Annotated in this window: 19 protein-coding genes; 1 reads left to right on the top strand and 18 read right to left on the bottom strand. The window is 51.5% G+C overall.

Annotated elements, in window-relative coordinates; all coding sequences use genetic code 11:
* Window positions 1-37: 37 nt before the first annotated feature.
* The 18 genes from AC4BAN_RS10080 to AC4BAN_RS09995 all read right to left on the bottom strand — a co-directional run bounded on the left by AC4BAN_RS10080 (window position 38) and on the right by AC4BAN_RS09995 (window position 14,860).
* A complete protein-coding gene (locus AC4BAN_RS10080) occupies window positions 38-883 on the bottom strand; it encodes a geranylgeranylglycerol-phosphate geranylgeranyltransferase (protein ID WP_490564279.1) in 846 nt (281 codons plus the stop codon).
* A 115-nt stretch (window positions 884-998) separates the two neighbouring features.
* Window positions 999-1,193 (bottom strand): cold-shock protein, encoded by a 195-nt coding sequence (locus tag AC4BAN_RS10075; protein WP_490564278.1) that lies wholly within the window; start codon window positions 1,191-1,193, stop codon window positions 999-1,001.
* A gap of 118 nt (window positions 1,194-1,311) precedes the next feature.
* Window positions 1,312-1,809, bottom strand: coding sequence for a KdsC family phosphatase (locus tag AC4BAN_RS10070; RefSeq protein WP_490564277.1), 498 nt, complete (start codon window positions 1,807-1,809; stop codon window positions 1,312-1,314).
* Between the two features lie 90 nt (window positions 1,810-1,899).
* On the bottom strand, window positions 1,900-2,142 hold the full coding sequence (iscX, locus tag AC4BAN_RS10065; protein WP_490564276.1) for a Fe-S cluster assembly protein IscX: 243 nt from the start codon (window positions 2,140-2,142) through the stop codon (window positions 1,900-1,902).
* A gap of 69 nt (window positions 2,143-2,211) precedes the next feature.
* Window positions 2,212-2,541: a 2Fe-2S iron-sulfur cluster-binding protein gene (locus tag AC4BAN_RS10060; protein WP_490564275.1), complete on the bottom strand. Its 330-nt coding sequence runs from the start codon at window positions 2,539-2,541 to the stop codon at window positions 2,212-2,214.
* A 113-nt stretch (window positions 2,542-2,654) separates the two neighbouring features.
* On the bottom strand, window positions 2,655-3,446 hold the full coding sequence (locus AC4BAN_RS10055; RefSeq protein ID WP_490564274.1) for a Rossmann-like and DUF2520 domain-containing protein: 792 nt from the start codon (window positions 3,444-3,446) through the stop codon (window positions 2,655-2,657).
* A gap of 109 nt (window positions 3,447-3,555) precedes the next feature.
* Window positions 3,556-6,159, bottom strand: coding sequence for a cytochrome c biogenesis protein CcsA (gene ccsA, locus AC4BAN_RS10050; RefSeq protein ID WP_490564273.1), 2,604 nt, complete (start codon window positions 6,157-6,159; stop codon window positions 3,556-3,558).
* 87 nt (window positions 6,160-6,246) lie between these two features.
* Complete coding sequence (locus tag AC4BAN_RS10045; protein ID WP_490564272.1) at window positions 6,247-6,672, bottom strand: cytochrome c maturation protein CcmE domain-containing protein; 426 nt, start codon at window positions 6,670-6,672, stop codon at window positions 6,247-6,249.
* 120 nt (window positions 6,673-6,792) lie between these two features.
* Window positions 6,793-7,119, bottom strand: coding sequence for a hypothetical protein (locus AC4BAN_RS10040; protein ID WP_490564271.1), 327 nt, complete (start codon window positions 7,117-7,119; stop codon window positions 6,793-6,795).
* Between the two features lie 60 nt (window positions 7,120-7,179).
* Entirely contained in the window at window positions 7,180-7,440 is a 261-nt protein-coding gene (locus AC4BAN_RS10035) for a CcmD family protein (protein ID WP_490564270.1), read from the bottom strand.
* Window positions 7,427-8,092 carry a cytochrome c biogenesis protein CcsA gene (gene ccsA / locus AC4BAN_RS10030; protein WP_490564269.1) on the bottom strand — a complete coding sequence of 222 codons (666 nt, stop codon included), beginning with the start codon at window positions 8,090-8,092 and terminating at the stop codon, window positions 7,427-7,429. The genes AC4BAN_RS10035 and ccsA (AC4BAN_RS10030) overlap by 14 nt, the downstream gene beginning before the upstream one ends.
* Before the next feature lie 169 nt (window positions 8,093-8,261).
* On the bottom strand, window positions 8,262-8,903 hold the full coding sequence (locus AC4BAN_RS10025) for a heme exporter protein CcmB (RefSeq protein WP_490564437.1): 642 nt from the start codon (window positions 8,901-8,903) through the stop codon (window positions 8,262-8,264).
* A 260-nt stretch (window positions 8,904-9,163) separates the two neighbouring features.
* Window positions 9,164-9,862, bottom strand: a complete 699-nt coding sequence (phoU, locus tag AC4BAN_RS10020) for a phosphate signaling complex protein PhoU (RefSeq protein ID WP_490564268.1) — start codon at window positions 9,860-9,862, stop codon at window positions 9,164-9,166.
* Between the two features lie 60 nt (window positions 9,863-9,922).
* Entirely contained in the window at window positions 9,923-10,687 is a 765-nt protein-coding gene (gene pstB, locus AC4BAN_RS10015; protein ID WP_490564267.1) for a phosphate ABC transporter ATP-binding protein PstB, read from the bottom strand.
* Between the two features lie 10 nt (window positions 10,688-10,697).
* Complete coding sequence (pstA, locus tag AC4BAN_RS10010; RefSeq protein WP_490564266.1) at window positions 10,698-11,555, bottom strand: phosphate ABC transporter permease PstA; 858 nt, start codon at window positions 11,553-11,555, stop codon at window positions 10,698-10,700.
* Window positions 11,548-12,423 carry a phosphate ABC transporter permease subunit PstC gene (gene pstC / locus AC4BAN_RS10005; RefSeq protein ID WP_490564265.1) on the bottom strand — a complete coding sequence of 292 codons (876 nt, stop codon included), beginning with the start codon at window positions 12,421-12,423 and terminating at the stop codon, window positions 11,548-11,550. Before pstC ends, pstA begins: the two co-directional genes overlap by 8 nt.
* A gap of 81 nt (window positions 12,424-12,504) precedes the next feature.
* A complete protein-coding gene (locus AC4BAN_RS10000; RefSeq protein WP_490564264.1) occupies window positions 12,505-13,431 on the bottom strand; it encodes a PstS family phosphate ABC transporter substrate-binding protein in 927 nt (308 codons plus the stop codon).
* A 253-nt stretch (window positions 13,432-13,684) separates the two neighbouring features.
* Entirely contained in the window at window positions 13,685-14,860 is a 1,176-nt protein-coding gene (locus AC4BAN_RS09995; RefSeq protein ID WP_490564263.1) for a porin, read from the bottom strand.
* Window positions 14,861-15,525: 665 nt separating this feature from the next.
* Between AC4BAN_RS09995 and AC4BAN_RS09990 the strand changes: the two genes are divergently transcribed.
* Window positions 15,526-18,333 (top strand): TonB-dependent receptor domain-containing protein, encoded by a 2,808-nt coding sequence (locus AC4BAN_RS09990; protein ID WP_490564262.1) that lies wholly within the window; start codon window positions 15,526-15,528, stop codon window positions 18,331-18,333.
* The last annotated feature ends 45 nt before the right edge of the window (window positions 18,334-18,378 follow it).

Raw genomic sequence — 18,378 nt, 5'->3', positions numbered from 1 at the left:
GCCTGACGAGAACTCGTCAGGCTTTTTTTATGCGCTATCAGCCAACCAGTAACATCGAGAGGATGCCCGAGAGCATCAGGAGCTTGTTCAGATTGCTCAGGTAAGTGAAGTCTCGTTTTTTATCGGCGGGCACCAGCCTGACCACCAGCCACACACTGGGCAGTAACACCAGCAGCACCATGTACACATCAAAGAGCAGGTTGGTTTTGGGGTGCAGCACAACAGTTACCAAAAAGGCCTGGAAAACAGCTATCAGCGGATAGAGTACCAGCTTTGTGTTGCGCAGCCCGGCCACAATGGGCAGGGTGCGGCAATCGAAAGAGGCGTCGCCTTTCACATCTTCCATGTCCTTTATGATCTCGCGGATGAGGGAGATCAGCAAGGCAAACAGGGCATAGCCCAGCGTTATTTTATTTAAGGTGTTATCGTAGACAGCGACAACCAGCAGCATGGATGCCGACAGGAGGGCAACTGCCACATTCCCGATCAGCATCATTTTCTTTAGCCTGGCCGAGTAGCCCCAAAGCAACAATACCGCACCCAGGTTAATAAGGCCCACAGGCAGTGACAGCCAGAAGCCAATGGCAACGCCTGTAAAGGAAAGTATGATGTGCGCGAACATGGCCCTGCGCCGGCGTATGGCCCTGCCGACCAGGATGCGCTCGGGCCTGTTGATGGCATCTATCTTGACATCGTAATAATCGTTGATGATGTAACCCGCCGCCGCGATGCAGACAGTGGCAAAGGTGAGCAGCGCAAAGGAGGGCTCCAGCGCCTTGGTCCAGTTTATGCCATCGGCCAGCAAACACGCCTGCACAAGCGCCTGGCTAAGGATGATCAGCACAAGGTTGGGGAATCGGATAAGGTGTAAAAGAGCTTTCACTACTGGCAGGTTTAAACGCCGGTAAAGGTACAGCGCTACGGCAAAAAGGCAAGCATTAAAAAAAAGCCCTTGCGAGGCGCAAGGGCTTTTTCTGCAACGGCTAAGTATATTTTTACTATATTCTTTTCACGTTTACAGCGTTGATCCCTTTTTTACCTTCCTGCGTATCGAACTCAACGCGGTCATGCTGCTGTATCTGAACACCGTTCAGGCCGGTAACATGTACAAAGAAATCTTCGTTTGTGTCGTCTTCTGTAATGAATCCGAAACCTTTTGATTCCATAAAGAATTTTACTTTTCCTGTCTTCATAAAATTTAAAAAATAATTGGTAATTAATTCCTCCGTAAACTAAAAATTAATTTGAATATATACAATAAGGTATTAAAATTAATTTTATATACAATAGGAATAAAGGCATAACATCGAATTACCAGGTGTCCTGCTCTTTCATTACTTTCTCAATCAACTCCCTTACGGCGCCCTGGCCGCCATCTTTGGATGAGACAAAGGTGGCGATCTCTTTGATGTCGTCGGCAGCATTGGCAGGGCAGGCCCGGAAGCCACAACGCAGCATCACGTCATAATCCGGCATGTCGTCGCCCATATAGGCCACCATGGCCGGGTGAATGCCATTGGTATACAGGTAATCCTCCAGGACTACCGTTTTATCGTCTATCCCCAAAAAGATGTCCTCAATGCCAAGCTGCTCCAGGCGTTTGCATACGCCGGGTTCGTTTTTGCCGGATATAATGGCCACGTTATACCCCTGGCCAATGGCATGCTTAATGGCAAACCCATCTTTAATGTTGAAGGCACGCACCTGCTCCCCATCGGCAAAGCAGTAGAGTAAGCCATCGGTTAAAACGCCATCTACATCAAAAACAAATGTGTTAATGCGGGTAAGGTCGGTTTGTGTAATTGCCATGCTGAACGTTCATAAAAAAAGGTTCTTTACAAGAAAGAACCTTTAAAAATATAGATTTAATATGATATATGCGCCATGCGCATCAGTAAATTAATCCTGGTTGTCGCGCCACTCATACACCCAGGCTGCCTGGATCTGCTCCAGATGCCCTTCGTTGGCTTGCTCGCGGGTGCCTTTAAAGTTGGGCAATGTTAGTACCCACTCCAGCAGTTCCGTGAAGCGGATGCGGTAAATTTTGGATTCTGTAAACTCATCGCCGAACTTTTCATACAGGGCCATGGCTATATCCTCGTAATCGTTCCAATGGATCGGCAATTCGAAACCTTTCGTCATCTCTTTCTCAATTAGCAGTGAACACCTATCAAAGGGTTTGATAAGTGGTGATTGTTAAACTTAATTGTATTAATGGCCCAGGAAGTCCTGCTCAGGTATCGTAACCACCACGTCTTCGTTGCCTTGCACCACGCACTGGCAACCCAGTCGGGAGTTAATGCGCGGGTCTACGGCGCGATCAATGTAATCTTCCTCTTTATCTGAAATTTCCGGAAGGTCTTCCATGCCAGCCTCAATGTAAACATGGCAGGTGCTGCATCCGCACACGCCCCCACAGTTGTGTTGAAGCTTTATATCATTGTTCAGGGCTACATCCAGCACCGATTCTCCCTCTACAGCAGGGTGAACCACGTCTGGTGAGCCGTCAGCGAATTTAAACGTTATATTAACAACTTTCATCTCTTTTCTATTTTGGCTGCAATTTACGAAGCTTGGCAGCCGAATCAAAGTATAGGCTGCTCTATGACCTTGCACTTTAACCGCAATGCCCTGAAATAGTTGGGCGCACCCGCTTATTGTCCGGTTGCCTGGATGCTGGCGGTCAGGGCCTGGTAGAGTGCCTGGAAGCGGGGGTGCTGCTGTAGCAGCTGGAGGTGGGCCTGCACCACGTTGGCATCGTGCCGCACAGCAGGGCCGGTTTGAACCGTGTAAGGGTTCTGCAGCAGGGCCTTGGCTATGGTTTCCTGGATAAGCGGGTGGAGCAGTTCGGCGGGCAGGCTGGCCTCCTGCAGCAGTTGCGTGCTGATGCCCAACAGGTGGTTGGTGAAATTACAGGCAAACACAGCGGCCAGGTGCAGCTGTTTGCGGGCCTCAGAAGTTACCTGGTGCACCTTGTCGCTGATGCCGGCTGCCAATTCCATCAGCTCCAGCAGCGAATGCTCATCCCGGGCTTCTACCAAAACAGGCACCTCTTTTAGCGCCAGGGGCTTTGCTTTGGAGAAAGTTTGCAAGGGATAGAACACGCCCGCCCTTGCCCCCCTCACTTGGTTAAGCAGCGTGAGGGGCTGCGAACCTGAGGTGTGCGCCACCAGCGTGCCCGGTGCTACTTGTAAGCGGCTGGCAACCGATGCCAGTGCGGCATCCGGCACAGCCAACAGCACCAGGTCTGCGTTACCGGACCGCAGGTCGAGGTTGCTGCTAACCAGTGCGCCGGGCAGCAACGCAGCCAACGCCTCGCTGGAAGCGGCAGTACGGCTGTATACCGAAACAACCTGGTTCCCCGCTGCGGCAAGGGCCTGGGCCAGGTGCCAGGCCACATTGCCGGCCCCGATAAAGGCTATTTTTTTAGGGTGCTGTACTTCCATAGGTATGGTTAACTTAGCCAAGTTAAGTGCTAGCATGCTCTAAAGCAAACAGCCCCCACGGGATGCGTGCGGGCTATTTGCTTTAACTAAAACTGCATGAAAAGTTTTTTTAGGCAGCCTGCACTCTCTTGTTTTGCCTCCGTGTTTTACCCTTTTGGTTTTGAACAGGGCCTTCCTGGTTGCGGCGCACGATGGCCATAACAAAGCCAAGCGCCATAATGATCGTTCCGATCCAAAGGATGTTCACAAAAGGCTTTTCCATGGCCTTTAGTATGATGTAGTCTTTCTGGGTGGCATTCACGCCGATCTTAAACCTGTTGTTGTCTGTGTCGATGTTCAGAAACGTAATGCGAAGGCCCAGGTCAGGGATCTCCTCAGGCAGGCGCCCCATCAGCTTGTCTTTGATCATCAGCACCGGGTGTGCGTGGTAGTTCTTGTTCTCCCCCATGATCTTCATGTCGGCCTGCACTGCCACGTCGCCTGCCGCCAACGGCACGCCAGGTACCTTTTCAATACGCTCTATGCCGTTAAAAATGGCCACGTAATCGTTCAGGATGATGGTGTCGCCGGGGGTAACTTCATACTCTTTTAATTCGCCCCAGTCCTTTTCCTCGTTCGGGTCTGGCACCGATGATACGTGCGTGTACAGGTCTTTGGTAGCAAAATGCTGTATGTCCGGGGAGGCCAGCAGGCCCATGTTCGGGTTTACCTGGGCGCGTGGGTAAAGCGTAAATGCCTTGTCGCTTGCGCGTTCCTTGTACTCCACCTGGTAGTAAATGTTCTCCGGTGAGAGCAGGGCCAGCGTGTCGCCGGTCTCAAAGTATACTTTGTCGCCTGCTTTAATCGGACCGCGGGCAATGGCTTTGTACTCGTCCGCGGTCGGGAAGAGCAGTTCGCGGTTTACGTAGCCGGGCACCCCGATCACTTCCTGAAACTGGCCATGGTAACTAACGGAGTACTTATCCATGTCTACGGGTGTGTTGCGCCACAGCAGTACATTGTCGCGGTTCACATCATCCGGAAACTCGCGTGAGTATACCATACCCGAGGTGTTCTGCGAGATGATGTGCGAGTAGCCCGAAGAAAACAGGATACCGATCAGCATCAGGGCAATGCCTATATGCGACACCGCACCACCTGAAAGCGTTACCTTTTTGTGCAGCAGGCTTAGAATAATGCTCAAGTTAGCGAATACCGAAAACAAGGCCGCGACCAGCAGCGTGATATACACAGGATTTGAGATCGTTTCGTTGTTAAGGACACCCAGCTTAGAGAGCACAATCACAAGGCTGGCAAAAAGCAGGGTAAGCATGGCAGGCAGCGTGATGGCCTCCATAAAGCTCCCTTTGTCCTCTTTTCGCCACCACAGCAACTGGCCAATGCCAGAGAGTATGGCCACCACCACACCGGCCCAAAGCTGGAACTTGGTGTAGTGGGCGATCTGGTCGGCGGGCAGGGCCGCGTTTGAGTCGATGCCGATAAAGCCCAGGAACGCGTTGTATACCGGGATAGAAGTAGTAACGAGTACCTGAAAGCCTGCCAGGCACAAGACGGCTGCACCGATAAATACCCAAAACGCACCGCTGTAGGTAGACAGCTCTTTCTCGGTGCTCGGGATCTTTTTCCAGTTATACACCAGCAGGGCAACAGCCAGCACGGTAAACGCGGCCAGGTAGGTGAACAGCTGGCCCGAAAGGCCCAGGTCAGTAAAGGAGTGCACCGATGCGTTGCCCAAAATACCGCTTCGTGTTAAGAAGGTGGCATACAGGATAAGTATGAAAGAGGTGATAACCAGTATAAAAGAGGCAGTTAGGCCCGATTTGCTGCGGCGGTAAGCCACCATGGTATGTATGGCACCCACCAGCACCAGCCACGGAATGTAAACGGCGTTCTCAACCGGGTCCCAGTTCCAGTAGCCGCCGAAGTTAAGCGTTTCGTAAGCCCAGTAGGCACCCATTACCGTGCCCACACCCAACACAACGCCTGCGAACAGGGCCCAGGGCAAAGCAGGTTTTACCCATGCCGTAAACTCGCCTTTCCAGAGACCTGCAATGGCATAGGCAAAGGGCACAAGCGTCGTGGCAAAACCCAGGAACAGGGTAGGGGGGTGAATCACCATCCAATAATTCTGCAGCAGCGGGTTCAGGCCCGTGCCATCCTGGGGCACAAAGTTCGGGTCCATGGCAAACACCGGGGCATTGGGCATGAAATCGCGCATGAGGATAAACGGGGACGAGCCGATCTTGAGGTCGCCGATCACCACACCCAGGATCATGGAGGTCAGGAACAGCTGCACGAATGAGAAAATGGCCATCACAGGCGCTTCCCATACTTTGTTTTTCCTGCTTCCCTTGATCAGTACCATGCCCAGCACCACATGCCAGAAAATCCAGAGCAGGAAAGAGCCTTCCTGCCCTTCCCAGAAACAGGAGATCATGTAGTAAACCGGCAGGTGATTGGACGAGTGGCTCCAGGCATAATAGTATTCGTAGCGGTGCTCGTGTATGATGTTGAATAGGGCGAAAACCACCAGGAGCACGGCGGCCCCGTGCACATAGAACGCACCCCGCGCCATGGTGATCCAACTGGTGTCACCGGAAACTTCCACGTTGGTCCTGGACGCCCTGAAATAAGCGTAAGAAGACACAATGGCCGCCACAAAGGCTACGATCACACTTACATGGCCTATATCCCCAATCAGCGTATTAATCATTTTAAAATAGTTAAGAGTTAAAAGCTACCAGTTAAGCGTTAGGGGCGCATTCAGATTTCCGCGCATACCGCTAAACAGACAGCTAAATCAGAGGCTTGCTGTTTTTTGTGGAATTTCCTTCTCTGTGTATTTGGAGGGGCACTTGAGCAGGATCTTGTCGGCCACAAACACCTGGTTCTGCATGCTGCCGGTGATCACGATCTGCTCGGAGCGCTCAAAGTCCTGTGGTTTTGGGTTGTAGTAGACTACCTGCTGCTCCACGCGGTTGGTATCCACGAGGGTAAAGCTGAAGTAGTTGGGGTCCATGACAGGGTTGTAGTTCATGCCCACGATGTGGCCTTGCGCATCCTTTTTAAGGCGACCCACCACATGCACTTTGGCCGGATTGCCGTCCTGGGCCAACGCCACCGCTTCGCCAAACGAAACGTAGGTACTGGCATCGCCAACCGACGACATGATGATAACAATCGCGACTGCGATCACGATGATCCCGATGATGTGTGACTTTTTCATCTATGCAAAAAATAAGTATTTCTTTTTCCTGTAGCCTAACACGCAACGGAATAATATAAATCCCTTGCCTGCGGCTTATTTTATACTTTATGCCTGCACATCAGCGGTTGGGTTGGCGACCTAGTGCTTGCCGTTCCCGTTGCTGACCGTCCCCTCGTTTGCCAGCAGGCGCATGAGGTTTTCCTTCTCTGTTTCCTCCAACTCCAGGTAAAAGGCATCGGATTCGAGGAGTTGGTGTGCCCGAAGGTGGCGCTGTGAGATAAACCAGATCTCGTTGTGCGTGTTGCTCAGTATAAAAAAGCATTCTGATGTTTCGCTGGCATTGTACACGCCCAATACTTTGTAGGCAAAGGCGGGGTCGAAGCGGCCATCGTTGATCGGGTGTGGCTTTACGTGCGCTAAGGGCTGAAGGGTAACGTACAGGTTTGGGTTTAAACTGATGCTCATCCGGAATAACAAGTTAAAGGTGAATGAGTTTATTTACGCAAAACCATGCCCACCGGCTGCTTAATCGCGCATTTGCTTTTCCAGCTTGCTCACTTTGCGGTCAAGCGAAACAAGGTAAGCGATCAGGCCACCCAGCACCGTGAGTAAAACCACCACGACAATGTATATTTTCCCGTCCTGGCGCATGGTATCTGCCATCTCCACTTCGGGCTCCGTAAGCACGGCAGTCTCAGTTTCCGTCACCTGTGCCTTTACCTGCTGCGCGCCTGCCGTTGCCATAAGTATAAAGCACCACAGGGCCAGTATTCTAAACAGTTTCATATAAGCGTTGTCTGAGTAATTCTAATCTTGATTTCACCTGCACGATCCAGATGCCCAGCAGGGTCCAGCCCAGCACGGCCGGGTAGAAGACGGCACGCAGGCGGTTATCCAGGTCGTAGGAGTTGAAGCCGGGGTTGCCGCCGTTGCCAGGGTGCAGCGAATCGGTGAGCCTTGGCAGGATAAATAGCAATGGGATAAGTGCCGCAAAGGCAAAAATATTGTACACGGCGCTGATGCGGGCGCGTTGCTGTTGCTCGTTAAAGGAACTGCGCAGCACCAGGTAAGCAAAGTAGATCAGCAGGCCAATGGCCGAGGCATTCTGCTTGGGGTCGTTGCTCCAGTACTCGCCCCAGGTAAAGCGGGCCCACTCCATGCCTGTTACAATGCCCAGCACGCCGAAGAGTATACCTACCTTGGCGGCTTCGTAAGCGATCACATCGTTGCGAAGGGTAGGGGTGCGCAGGTATTTGATAGAGTAGACAACCGACACCAACAGGATCAGGATCATGCCAAACCACATCGGCACATGAAAGTACAGGTTCCGGATGGTTTCGTTGAGTATGGCCAGCCGCGGAACATCTGAAAGCATACCGGCCACCACGGTAAAAACCAATAGGACAACCGCCAGTATTTTCCACCAGTTTTTCTTCATTTTCTTTTTAAGCACCGGGCCTGCGTCTTTAACGGTTCAGACCCCGGCCTTTTTTTAGTTTTTATACATTTTCAGTTGGGCGGCCTTAGCTAAAAAAACAGCTCCCTGGGCTGATTTGTTCTGTTGGGCGCTGTTTGCACGTGTTTTCATATGCTGGTTTCCTGCTGCCTTACGAACGCCAAAGGTACGGGAATAAGATATAAGAAACAGTGACGACAATCATGTTTATGGCAAGCAGTGTCAGCAGTTCGTCGAGGCTGGTGCTACGGTCAAGGCCGTCCAGCGCGTTTTTTGACATTTTAATGAGCATCAGCAGCATGGGCACGATAACCGGAAAGCTGAGCACTGCCATCAGCGTGCTGCTGTTGGCCGCTTTTGAGGCGATGCCGGAGATCATGGTAAGCGAGGTAGAAAAACCGATAGCTCCTAACAGAATGGTAAGCAGGAACATGGGCACATCCTGCACCGGGTTGCCCAGCACAAAGCCGTAAAAAACGAAGCAAATAACAGCCAGCACCAGCATGAGCAGGGCATTGTACACGATCTTTGAAAGTATGACCCCCTGCGGGCTCACGATGGTGTAGAAGTAGAGCAGCCGGCCCCGGTTCTCCTGCATAAAGCTTTTGGCAATGGCATTTACCGAGGTAAACAAAAGTATGATCCAGAGCACCGCGTTCCAAACCGGCACCGTGAGCACATTAGAGCGCAGGCCAAAGCTCAGGTAGCACACAAACACCGTGCTGCCCACGTAAAGCAGCATGCCGTTAAAAGCATACTTTTGCCGCCATTCCAGCACCAGGTCCTTCTGAATAAGGTATATGATCTCTTTAAACAGCACTGCTTTCTTAAATTTAACGCAAAGGTACAACGCAAAAGCTGGAATTGCTAAAGGCGGGAATAACTGGCTGCTGCGCGCAGGGCTAAGAATATGTAGGAAAGCATGCAGCAATGTGGAGGGCATCTGCCACGCGGATCTTGCAGGCGGCAGACGAATTACCTTAAAGTGAAAAGAGCAGAAACCGTGGCGGTTCCTGCTCTTTTGTAGCTGTAAGTTTTAACCGGAATAATGGCTTATTTTGCCTTCCCGTTATCGCCGTCTTTCTTCCTTTTCTTGTCCTGCCTGTGCTTTACCACTTTGGCCTCGCGGTAAAAGATAACCTCCTCTGCAATATTGGTCACCTGGTCGCCTACGCGCTCCAGTTTCTTGATGATAGAGAGCAGGGCCAGGGCCTCAGATATTCTTTCCGGGTGTTTGGTCATGTACCGGGTTACCACGCCATCTGATTTGCGGTAGATCTTGTTCAGGACCTTATCGCGTTTGATCAGCTCTTTGGCAAGCTTCGGGTCGTTGTCCTTAAAAGCGATGCGGCAGTCGGTGAACATGCTCAGGGCCTCTTCATACATGGGCAACACCTGGGTTGTCTCCAGCAGTTCGGGCTCTATTTGCGCCTCCAGTTTCTGGGCGAAACGGGCAATGCCCTCGGCCGTGTCGCCGATCCGCTCCAGGTTTGCGTTGATCTTAAGCACCGCCAGTACCAGGCGCAGGTCCACGGCCACAGGCGTGAACAGGGCAAAGAAGTTCTCGCACATGCGGTCTATCTTTATGTCGAACTGGTTTACCTTGCGGTCGCGTTTCACGATCAGCTTGGCCAGTTCCTGGTCAGCATTCACCATGGCCTCGCGGCCGCTTTGCAGCTGGTATTCCACCAGATCCCACATCTCCAGGAGCTTGTTTTTCAGGCGGTCTAATTCGGTATCTATGTGCGGCATGGGTTATTTAAGATTAGGGGTGAGAATCTACAAAAGAACTTAAAAGTACGATTGACCTGATCAACCGAAACGACCCGTAATGTAATTCTGCGTGCGCTCATCTTTCGGGCTCGTGAACATGGTTTTTGTTTTGTTAAACTCCACCAGCTCACCCATATAGAAGAATGCCGTATAATCGCTAACGCGGCCTGCCTGCTGCATGTTGTGCGTTACGATTACGATCGTGAAATCATTCTTCAACTCGTAGATCAACTCTTCAATTTTAGCGGTAGAGATAGGGTCCAGGGCCGAGGCTGGCTCATCCATCAGGATAACCGATGGCTCTATGGCCATGGCGCGGGCAATGCAAAGCCGCTGTTGCTGCCCTCCTGACAAGGCCAGGGCCGACTTGTTGAGATTGTCTTTCACTTCATCCCAGAGGGCGGAGCGGCGCAACGACTTCTCCGCCGCCTCTTCCAGTACCGCCTTGTTGCGGATGCCCTGAATTTTGAGGCCGTACACCACGTTCTCGAAAATGGTTTTAGGGAAAGGGTTAGGCTTCTGGAACACCATGCCCACTTCCTTCCGCAGCTCATCCACCCGCACTTCTTTCTGGTAGATGTCTTTGCCGTCGAGCAGGATCTGGCCTTCCACCGTAAACCCTTCGATGTAGTCGTTCATGCGGTTGAAGGTGCGCAGAAACGTGGACTTGCCACAGCCCGACGGGCCGATAAAAGCCGTCACTGCTTTCTCCTCCATGGCGATGTTAATGCCTTTCAGGGCCTGAAAGGCGCCGTAGTATGCATTGAGGTCTTTTGCCTCCAGCTTGTTTATTTTTTTACTCATCAGTATAGGCTTACCACTTTATTTTCTTCTGCTGCTTGTTACGCAAGTATACGGCAATACCATTCAGCATGAAAGTGATGATCAAAAGTATGATAATGGCGGCGGCGGCGTTTGTCAGAAACTCCTCCTGCGGCCGCGAGGTCCAGTTAAAGATCTGGATAGGCAACACCGTAAACTCATCGAGCGGTGAGGAGGGGGTAAAAGGGACATAAGCCAGGGCACCGATCACAATCAGAGGGGCCGCCTCGCCCACGGCCCTAGACAGGGCCAGGATAATGCCTGTCAGGATGCCGCCAAACGATGCCGGAAGCACCTGGTTCCAAACCGTTTGCCACTTTGAGGCGCCCAGGGCATAAGAGCCGTCGCGGATGCTGCGGGGCACCGACTTGATCGCCTCGCGGGTGGTTACAATGATAATGGGCAGGATGAGGAGCGACAAGGTAAGGGCACCGGCCAGCAGGCTACCGCCCAGTTTCATCTGGCGCACAAAGATCTCGAGCCCCAGCAAGCCATAGATGATGGAGGGCACACCTGCCAGGTTGGCAATGTTTATCTCCAGAAAGTTAGCCATTTTGCTTTTGCGGGCATACTCCTCCAGGTAAACGCCCGCCGATACCCCCAAAGGGAAGGCGATAATCGTGGTCAGGACCAGAATCCAAAGCGTACCGACCCAGGCCGTCAGGATGCCGGCGCGGCTGGCCCGCCGGGATGGCAGGCTCACCAGAAAGTCCCAGTCGATGCGGGTAGCGCCTTCCAGGATAATGTCGAACAGGAAGATGGCCAGCACTATTAATCCGATCAGGGTGCAGAAAACACCAAAAACCTGAAAGGCTTTATCCTTCAGCCTGTTTTTCTCAGAGTTAGTCATATTTTTCCTGGTATTTGCTTTTGATCCAGAAGCTAAGGTTGTTCAGCGCAAACGTGAAAACGAAAAGCGTGATACCTGCTGCAAAGATGGTTTTATACTCTAAGGAGCCCTGCGCCACATCGCCCAGGCTGACCTGCACAATGTAGGTGGTAATAGTTTCGATGGGAACCAGGGGGTTCAGGGTCAGGCGCGGCTGCTGGCCGGCGGCTATGGCCACGATCATGGTTTCGCCCACTGCCCTGGAAATGGCAAGTATAACCGACACTAGAATACCCGATGATGCAGCGGGTACCATCACGCCAAAAGATGTTTGTAAACGGGTAGAGCCCATGCCGTAGGCAGCCTCACGCAAAGAGCGCGGTACCGAGCTAATGGCATCCTCGCTTAAAGAGGAGATCATCGGAATGATCATCACCCCCATCACAATGCCCGCCGACAAGGCGTTGAAACCTGCCAGCGAAGGGATAAGGGTTTGCAGGAAAGGCGTGACCACTGTCAGGGCAAAAAAGCCATACACTACCGTTGGGATGGTAGCCAACACTTCCAGCAGGGGTTTCACGAACTGTTTCATGCTGGCGTGCGCGTACTCGTTCAGGTACACGGCGATGGTTAAGCCAATGGGCAGGGCCACGGCTATGGCCACTCCGGTAGTCAAAAAAGTGCCCGCCACCAGGGGCATGATACCAAATTTCTTATCGGCAAAAAGCGGGGTCCATTCCTTTTCGGTCAGGAAATCAAAAATAGACACCACTCTGAAAAAGCTGATAGACTCGGAGAGCAGGACCCAGATGATGCCAATGGTGATGAGTATGGTGATGACGGCGGACAACCACAATAAGCCCTCGATAATTTTTTCGGATACCTTCAAGGCGCTGAAGTTAGTTAATTGCCGCCGGGCCAGCTACTACTAAAAGAAGCATGGCCCGGGGGCAAAAATTTAAGATGAATGTTATTGCTGTGTTGCGGTCTGGGTAAACTGCTTGAACTTCTCTTTCTGCTCTTTATACATATTGGCTGGCAGTGGAATATAACCTACCTCCTGGCTTAGCTCGGCGGCATTGTCCAGGTAAAAGTTTACAAACGGCACAATGGTAGGGTTATGCGCGGCCTTGGAGTTAACGTAAATAAACAGCGGACGGGAAAGTGGCGCGTAAGAGCCGTCTTTCACGGTTTCGAGTGAAGGAAACACAGCCCCTTTGCCGTTATTTACTGCTATGGCCTTTAACTTGTCCTGGTTCTCCTCAAAGTAGGCATAGCCAAAGAATCCAAGCGCCAAAGGGTCAGTAGATACGCCTTGCACCAGCACGTTATCGTCTTCGCTGGCCGTATAGTCGCCACGGCTTGCACCGCTTTCTCCTACTACAGCCTCGGTAAAGTAATCGTAAGTGCCGGACTCTACGCCTGGGCCATACAAATGGATCTCCTTGTCAGGCCACTCCGGGCGTATCTGGTTCCATTTCTTGATGGTGCCCTGAGCAGAAGGCTCCCATATCTTTTTCAGCTCGGCAGTCGTGATCTCCTTTACCCAGTTGTTTTCCGGGTGCACGACCACTGTCAGGCCGTCGTATGCCACAGGTAATTCAATATAAGAGATGCCGTTGGCTTTGGCCAGGCTATCCTCCGATGGTTTCATCTGTCGGGAGGCGTCCACAATGTCGATATCGCCGCGTGTGAATTTCTTCATGCCGCCGCCAGTACCCGATACGCCCACCGTTACTTTTACATTAGGTGCTTCGGTGCGGTATTCTTCCGCAACAGCCTCCGTGATGGGGTACACCGTAGAGGAACCGTCAATCTGAATGCTGCCGGACATCTTTGTGTCTGCCTGGTCGCTGTTGTTTCCACCGCAGCCACTGAACAGGAGCGTTGCACCCATTAATATTGCCGCGTTTAATTTTACGCTTCTAAGTTTAAACTTTAACATAAGCCAGAGTTGGATTTTGGTTTACAGGTTATTTTTAATCTGATCAGCAGCAGCATACACTTTTGCTGCTATACTATAATGTTTGTTAACTGGTTGTAAAAGTGCTAAACCAAGTGCTGTGCCTACTGTTTTGCAGCGCAAAGAGAGGCAGAAGCAACCAGATTAAGAACTTAGCCATGTTAACTTATTGTTAAGCTTTTCCAGTTTAGAGCGCCAGCTCCAGCTGTAGCCTGAAAAGGTAGCTATTGTCTTTTCCGGGCTGGTCCTGCAGGGTAACGTCGCTTTGCACCTTCAGGCTGTGGCCTACAATGTACTTCGAGAGGCCCAGGGTATATTGCTCCTGCGGATTTAGGCTGGTTACCCGCTCTGGGTTGTATGTGGTGTAGCGGCCTGCCACTTCCCAATTGTTCGGAAATAGATAGCCTGCCTGCAAATTAAAAGCGTTCCCTGTCACAAAGGTCTCTTTTACAGCCCCCTCATCGGAGCGTACCACCACAGGTCCTTTTGTGGCCCTGCTGTTGGCGTACTCGGTCATGGCAGAGAAACCGCGGTATTTGAACATCGCATCCAGGAACAGGGTGTGCAGATCGCGCTGGTCGCTTAAAAAGTCGCCTAGTTGGCCCCGGGAGCGTGTCGCATTGTCGTTAAGGTCATAAGCGGCGGCAATGGCGAGCTTTGGGGTCTCTTCGCGATAAATGTCGCTGCCGACATATGCGCCGTCTCCTTCAAACTCTCCGAAGGGCATTATTTCTACTTTTGCGGTATAGTCATAGCCTCCGGCATTGTTCACGGTAATGTCGCGGCCTTCTCCCATGGCAACCGAGGCGATTTCGCGTACGACGGCATTGCCTAGCCGATGTTCGTGGTGGAGTTGCAAGCCTGCATCCCGGTCGATGTTGAAGCGTGAGTTGAGCAGGCTTCGGTCCACGAACTGCATTTTTTGGGAGGAGACGATGCGCTCGCGGTTTCCGGGTAGCTTGGTCTGGCCAGCCCACAGTTCCCAGCCTGGAGCAAAGTTCCATTTTGCAACGGCATCCAAAATAATGTTATCCGCATTGTTTGATACCGCGTGGTTGCCGTTGCCAATGTCGCTGTTGCTGAGGCCCAGCTCAATTTTATACTCCAGCTTGGGCGAATAAGCGAATCCCTCGAACTTAAGGCGGGCCCTGCGAATCAGGAAACGATCGTCGAGCTCTTTAGAGGAGGTGTTGATGCCACCTTGGTAAAGCATCTGAAAACGCGTGCTGAACTTAAGGCTGAATGAGGAGTCGGCGGCGATAAACTGCAAGCCTTTGCCAAATCTGGATTTGTTAACGCTCTGCGCCTGTGTCTGGGCGCTGAGTAGCAGAAGTGAGAAGAGAACTGCTAGAGTCCCTTTCATTTTGTTGTTCACGATTCTTAACTTTTTTTAGTGAGAATAAAATACTTAAGTCGTGACTAATTAATACAAACACGCTAAGTGGCTGGACATGTTACGGCCAGTTTTTTCCGTGTGCAAAACCTGTGTTTTTACGGGCAGTTAGTCAGGCTGCCCCGGAGTTTCTTTCTCAGCTTAGGTAGTCAGGCTAAGCTTAAAGTGCATTCAGATTTTACACTGCAAAGGTCTGAGTTTTGCCGAATTAGATTGGTTATAACTGTATTATCAAATTGTTAACAATAATCCAGACGCTTTTCCGCCTTTTACAAGGGTTAGGCCTGGTTTTGTAATTATGCGGGGAGTTTGTGCAGGGTAGCTTGCACATGGTGCCGGTGGTTGGTAACAAGCCCGTAACATTTGCATAACATTCAGGTAAGCTGCAAGCGCGCGATTATGCAGGGATGTTAAAAATCGCTTCTATTATATTTCAGAAATACATTATAATGCAATAGCCGCGCGCAGGGAACAATTTTTCAGAAATATACTCTACCCTTAACAATGGCGTAATCTAGAGGTAATGCAGGCTTAAAACTAGCCTTGTTTCCTTAACACAATGGTAAATCAGGTATAATCATGGGGTAATACTGCTTGTCTACTTTTGCAGCGAGACTAAACAAAAGTAGTACACAATGAAATCAATACTTACAATTCTCGCCATTTTTATAGCAACGATAAGCGGTTTTGCACAGCAAAGCGCTTTAAAGGGTAAGGTAACAGACAAGGCAACCGGCGAAGGAATTATCGGAGCCATAGTTTTTGTGAAAGGCACCTCGAATGGTACCACCACCGATTATGAAGGTAACTATACATTGCCACTCGAGCCGGGTGTATACAATGTGTCGGTTACCTTTCTTTCTTATAAGCCCTTCGATGGCACGAGCATACGTGTTGATGCGGGGACACCTACCAGGCTAAACGTGGCACTCGAAGAAAACACGACCCAGATACAGACCGTGGAGATTGTGGGTACGCGGCAGACGAACACAGCGGAAGCCGTGCTGCAAACCATGCGGCAGAGTGAGGTGGTGGTCAGCGGTGTGGCCGGTGAGCAGATCGCTAAATCCATGGACCGCGACGCTGCCGAAACGGTAAAGCGCATCCCGGGGGTAACGATCCTCAACGACCGCTACGTGGTTATCAGGGGCATGAACCAGCGCTACAATACCGTGATGCTGAACGATGCCCTGACGCCCAGCACGGAACCCGATCAAAAAGCCTTCTCTTTCGATATTCTGCCAACCAGTGTGATCGACCGCATTCTGATCTACAAAAATGGAGCACCGGAGTTGCCCGGAGAGTTTGGTGGCGGTGTCGTGAAGATCTATACCAAGAACGTGGTGGACGAGAATACCACCACCATCGGAGTATCCGGCTCCTACCGGGTAGGCACTACTTTTAATAACTTCCTGACCGACACCAAAAGCAATACCGATTTTCTGGGTTTTGATAATGGCAAGCGTGCTATCCCGGGAGCTGTGCCAGCCAACCTGAGCAGCGTGTCTGGCCGCGAGAACCAAGTAAACATTGGCCGCTTGTTCCCGAACAACTGGGCTCCGAAAACTACTACCGCCACCCCTGACCTTCGGTTATCGCTGGGCCTGAACCGCCGTTTCGACCTGGGTGATGTGCGCATGAGCACCATCTCGGCTATTTCTTACAGCAACACGCAGTCGCTTACAGAAGGTACCAGAAACACGTACGGCGCGTTTGAAGCACAGGCCAGGGCAAGCACGCCTTACCTGAGCTTCAATGATAAAGTATACACCAACAGCGCCCGTATCGGTGTGGTTAGCAACTGGTCGGCCCGCTTAAACAATAATAACAAGATCGAGTTCAGGAACCTGTTTAACCAACTGGGTAGCAACGAGGTGCTGTACCGCGAAGGAACAGACTTTACCAACGGCAGCCAGCAGCAGCAGAATTATGCCCTTCGCTACGAGAGTCGCAGCATCTATTCCGGGCAGCTACAGGGTACCCACGACTTTAACGACAACAGCTCAACGCTTACCTGGACAGGAGGTTACAATTACACCAACCGCAACGAACCGGATTACCGCAGGTTCAGAACCGTGTTTGATGAAAGCAAGCAGGCATACAAAGTGCAGTTTCAGCCAACCACGAACCCAAGCCTGCAGGATGCGGGCCGGTTTTACTCTGACCTGAACGAGCATGTACTAATGGCCAGCGGCCAGTATGAGCACCGGTTCAGTGCCGCTGACTCCGCTGCTGAGAATGCGCCTAAAATCAGGACTGGCTTTTATGCCGAGCGCAAAAGCAGGGACTACTTCTCGCGCTACTTCTCGTTTGGTTACAAAAACGATGGTTCTTTTGATGAAAGTATCCCTTACAAGCCTTTAAACGAGGTTTTTGCGCCACAGAACATTGACAGCACAAACGGGTTGGTTCTGGTAGAGGATCAGAACCCACAGAATAACTACAAAGCCTACAACACCAATTTGGCCGGTTATGTAGGAGGTGCTGCTCCCTTGTCAGAAAAGCTGTCGGTGTCTGGCGGGGTGCGCGTGGAGTTTAATAACCAGGAGCTGGTTTCCAGGGGTTTCGATGGCAGCCCGATCAACAAGGATAACCCGGTGCTGAGCGTGCTGCCCTCCGCAAACTTCACGTATGCGCTCACACCGCGCGCCATGCTGCGGACAGGTGGGAGCGTGAGCGTGAACCGCCCGGAATTCCGAGAGATAGCCCCAGCCCCGTATTTTGATTTCGTGAACCTGCTGGAGGTGATCGGAAACCCGAACCTGGACATTGCCACGATCTACAATGGGGACGTGCGCTATGAGTTTTACCCGAACCCTTCCGAGATCCTCTCCTTCGGGGCTTTCTATAAGTACTTCAACAAGCCCATCGAATCTGTGTTTGAAAACACGCCCGGGGGCAACACCATCACCTTCGAGAATGCCCGTAACGCTTACAGTTTTGGGGTAGAGGCAGAGGTCAGAAAATCGCTGCTGGACCTGTCGGAGTCGCGCTTCGTGCAGAACCTGACGCTTGTTATGAATGCAGCACTGGTGCAGAGCGAGGTGCAGCTTTCAGCAGACAGAGCCCTGTATCAGCCGGGTAAGCGCGCGATGGTTGGCCAGTCGCCTTACGTGGTGAACACCGGCATCTACTACCAGGATGAGGACCGCAAACTACAGTTCAACGTGCTGTACAATGTAATTGGCAAGCGCATTTTCGCAGCGGGCAGCAACCAGCGCCAGGCCGTTTACGAAATGCCCCGCCACCAGCTCGACCTGTCGCTGACCAAGGGAATTGGGGAGCACTTTGAGATTAAGGCCGGTATTCAGGACCTGCTAAACCAGAAAACACGCCTGATCCAGGACTCGAACGACGATCAGAAGATATCCAGTGTGGATGAGTCGTTCAGGCAGTTCCGCAAAGGCCAGTACTCCACAGTAGGGGTAACCTACAAATTTTAATCATCCAGAATCAAACTTCAAACCTTAAAACATTTTTAACAACGA

Source organism: Pontibacter sp. GD13 (assembly GCF_058216355.1).
Note: the sequence above shows the minus strand (reverse complement) of the source record. Positions and strands in the feature narration are given on the sequence as shown.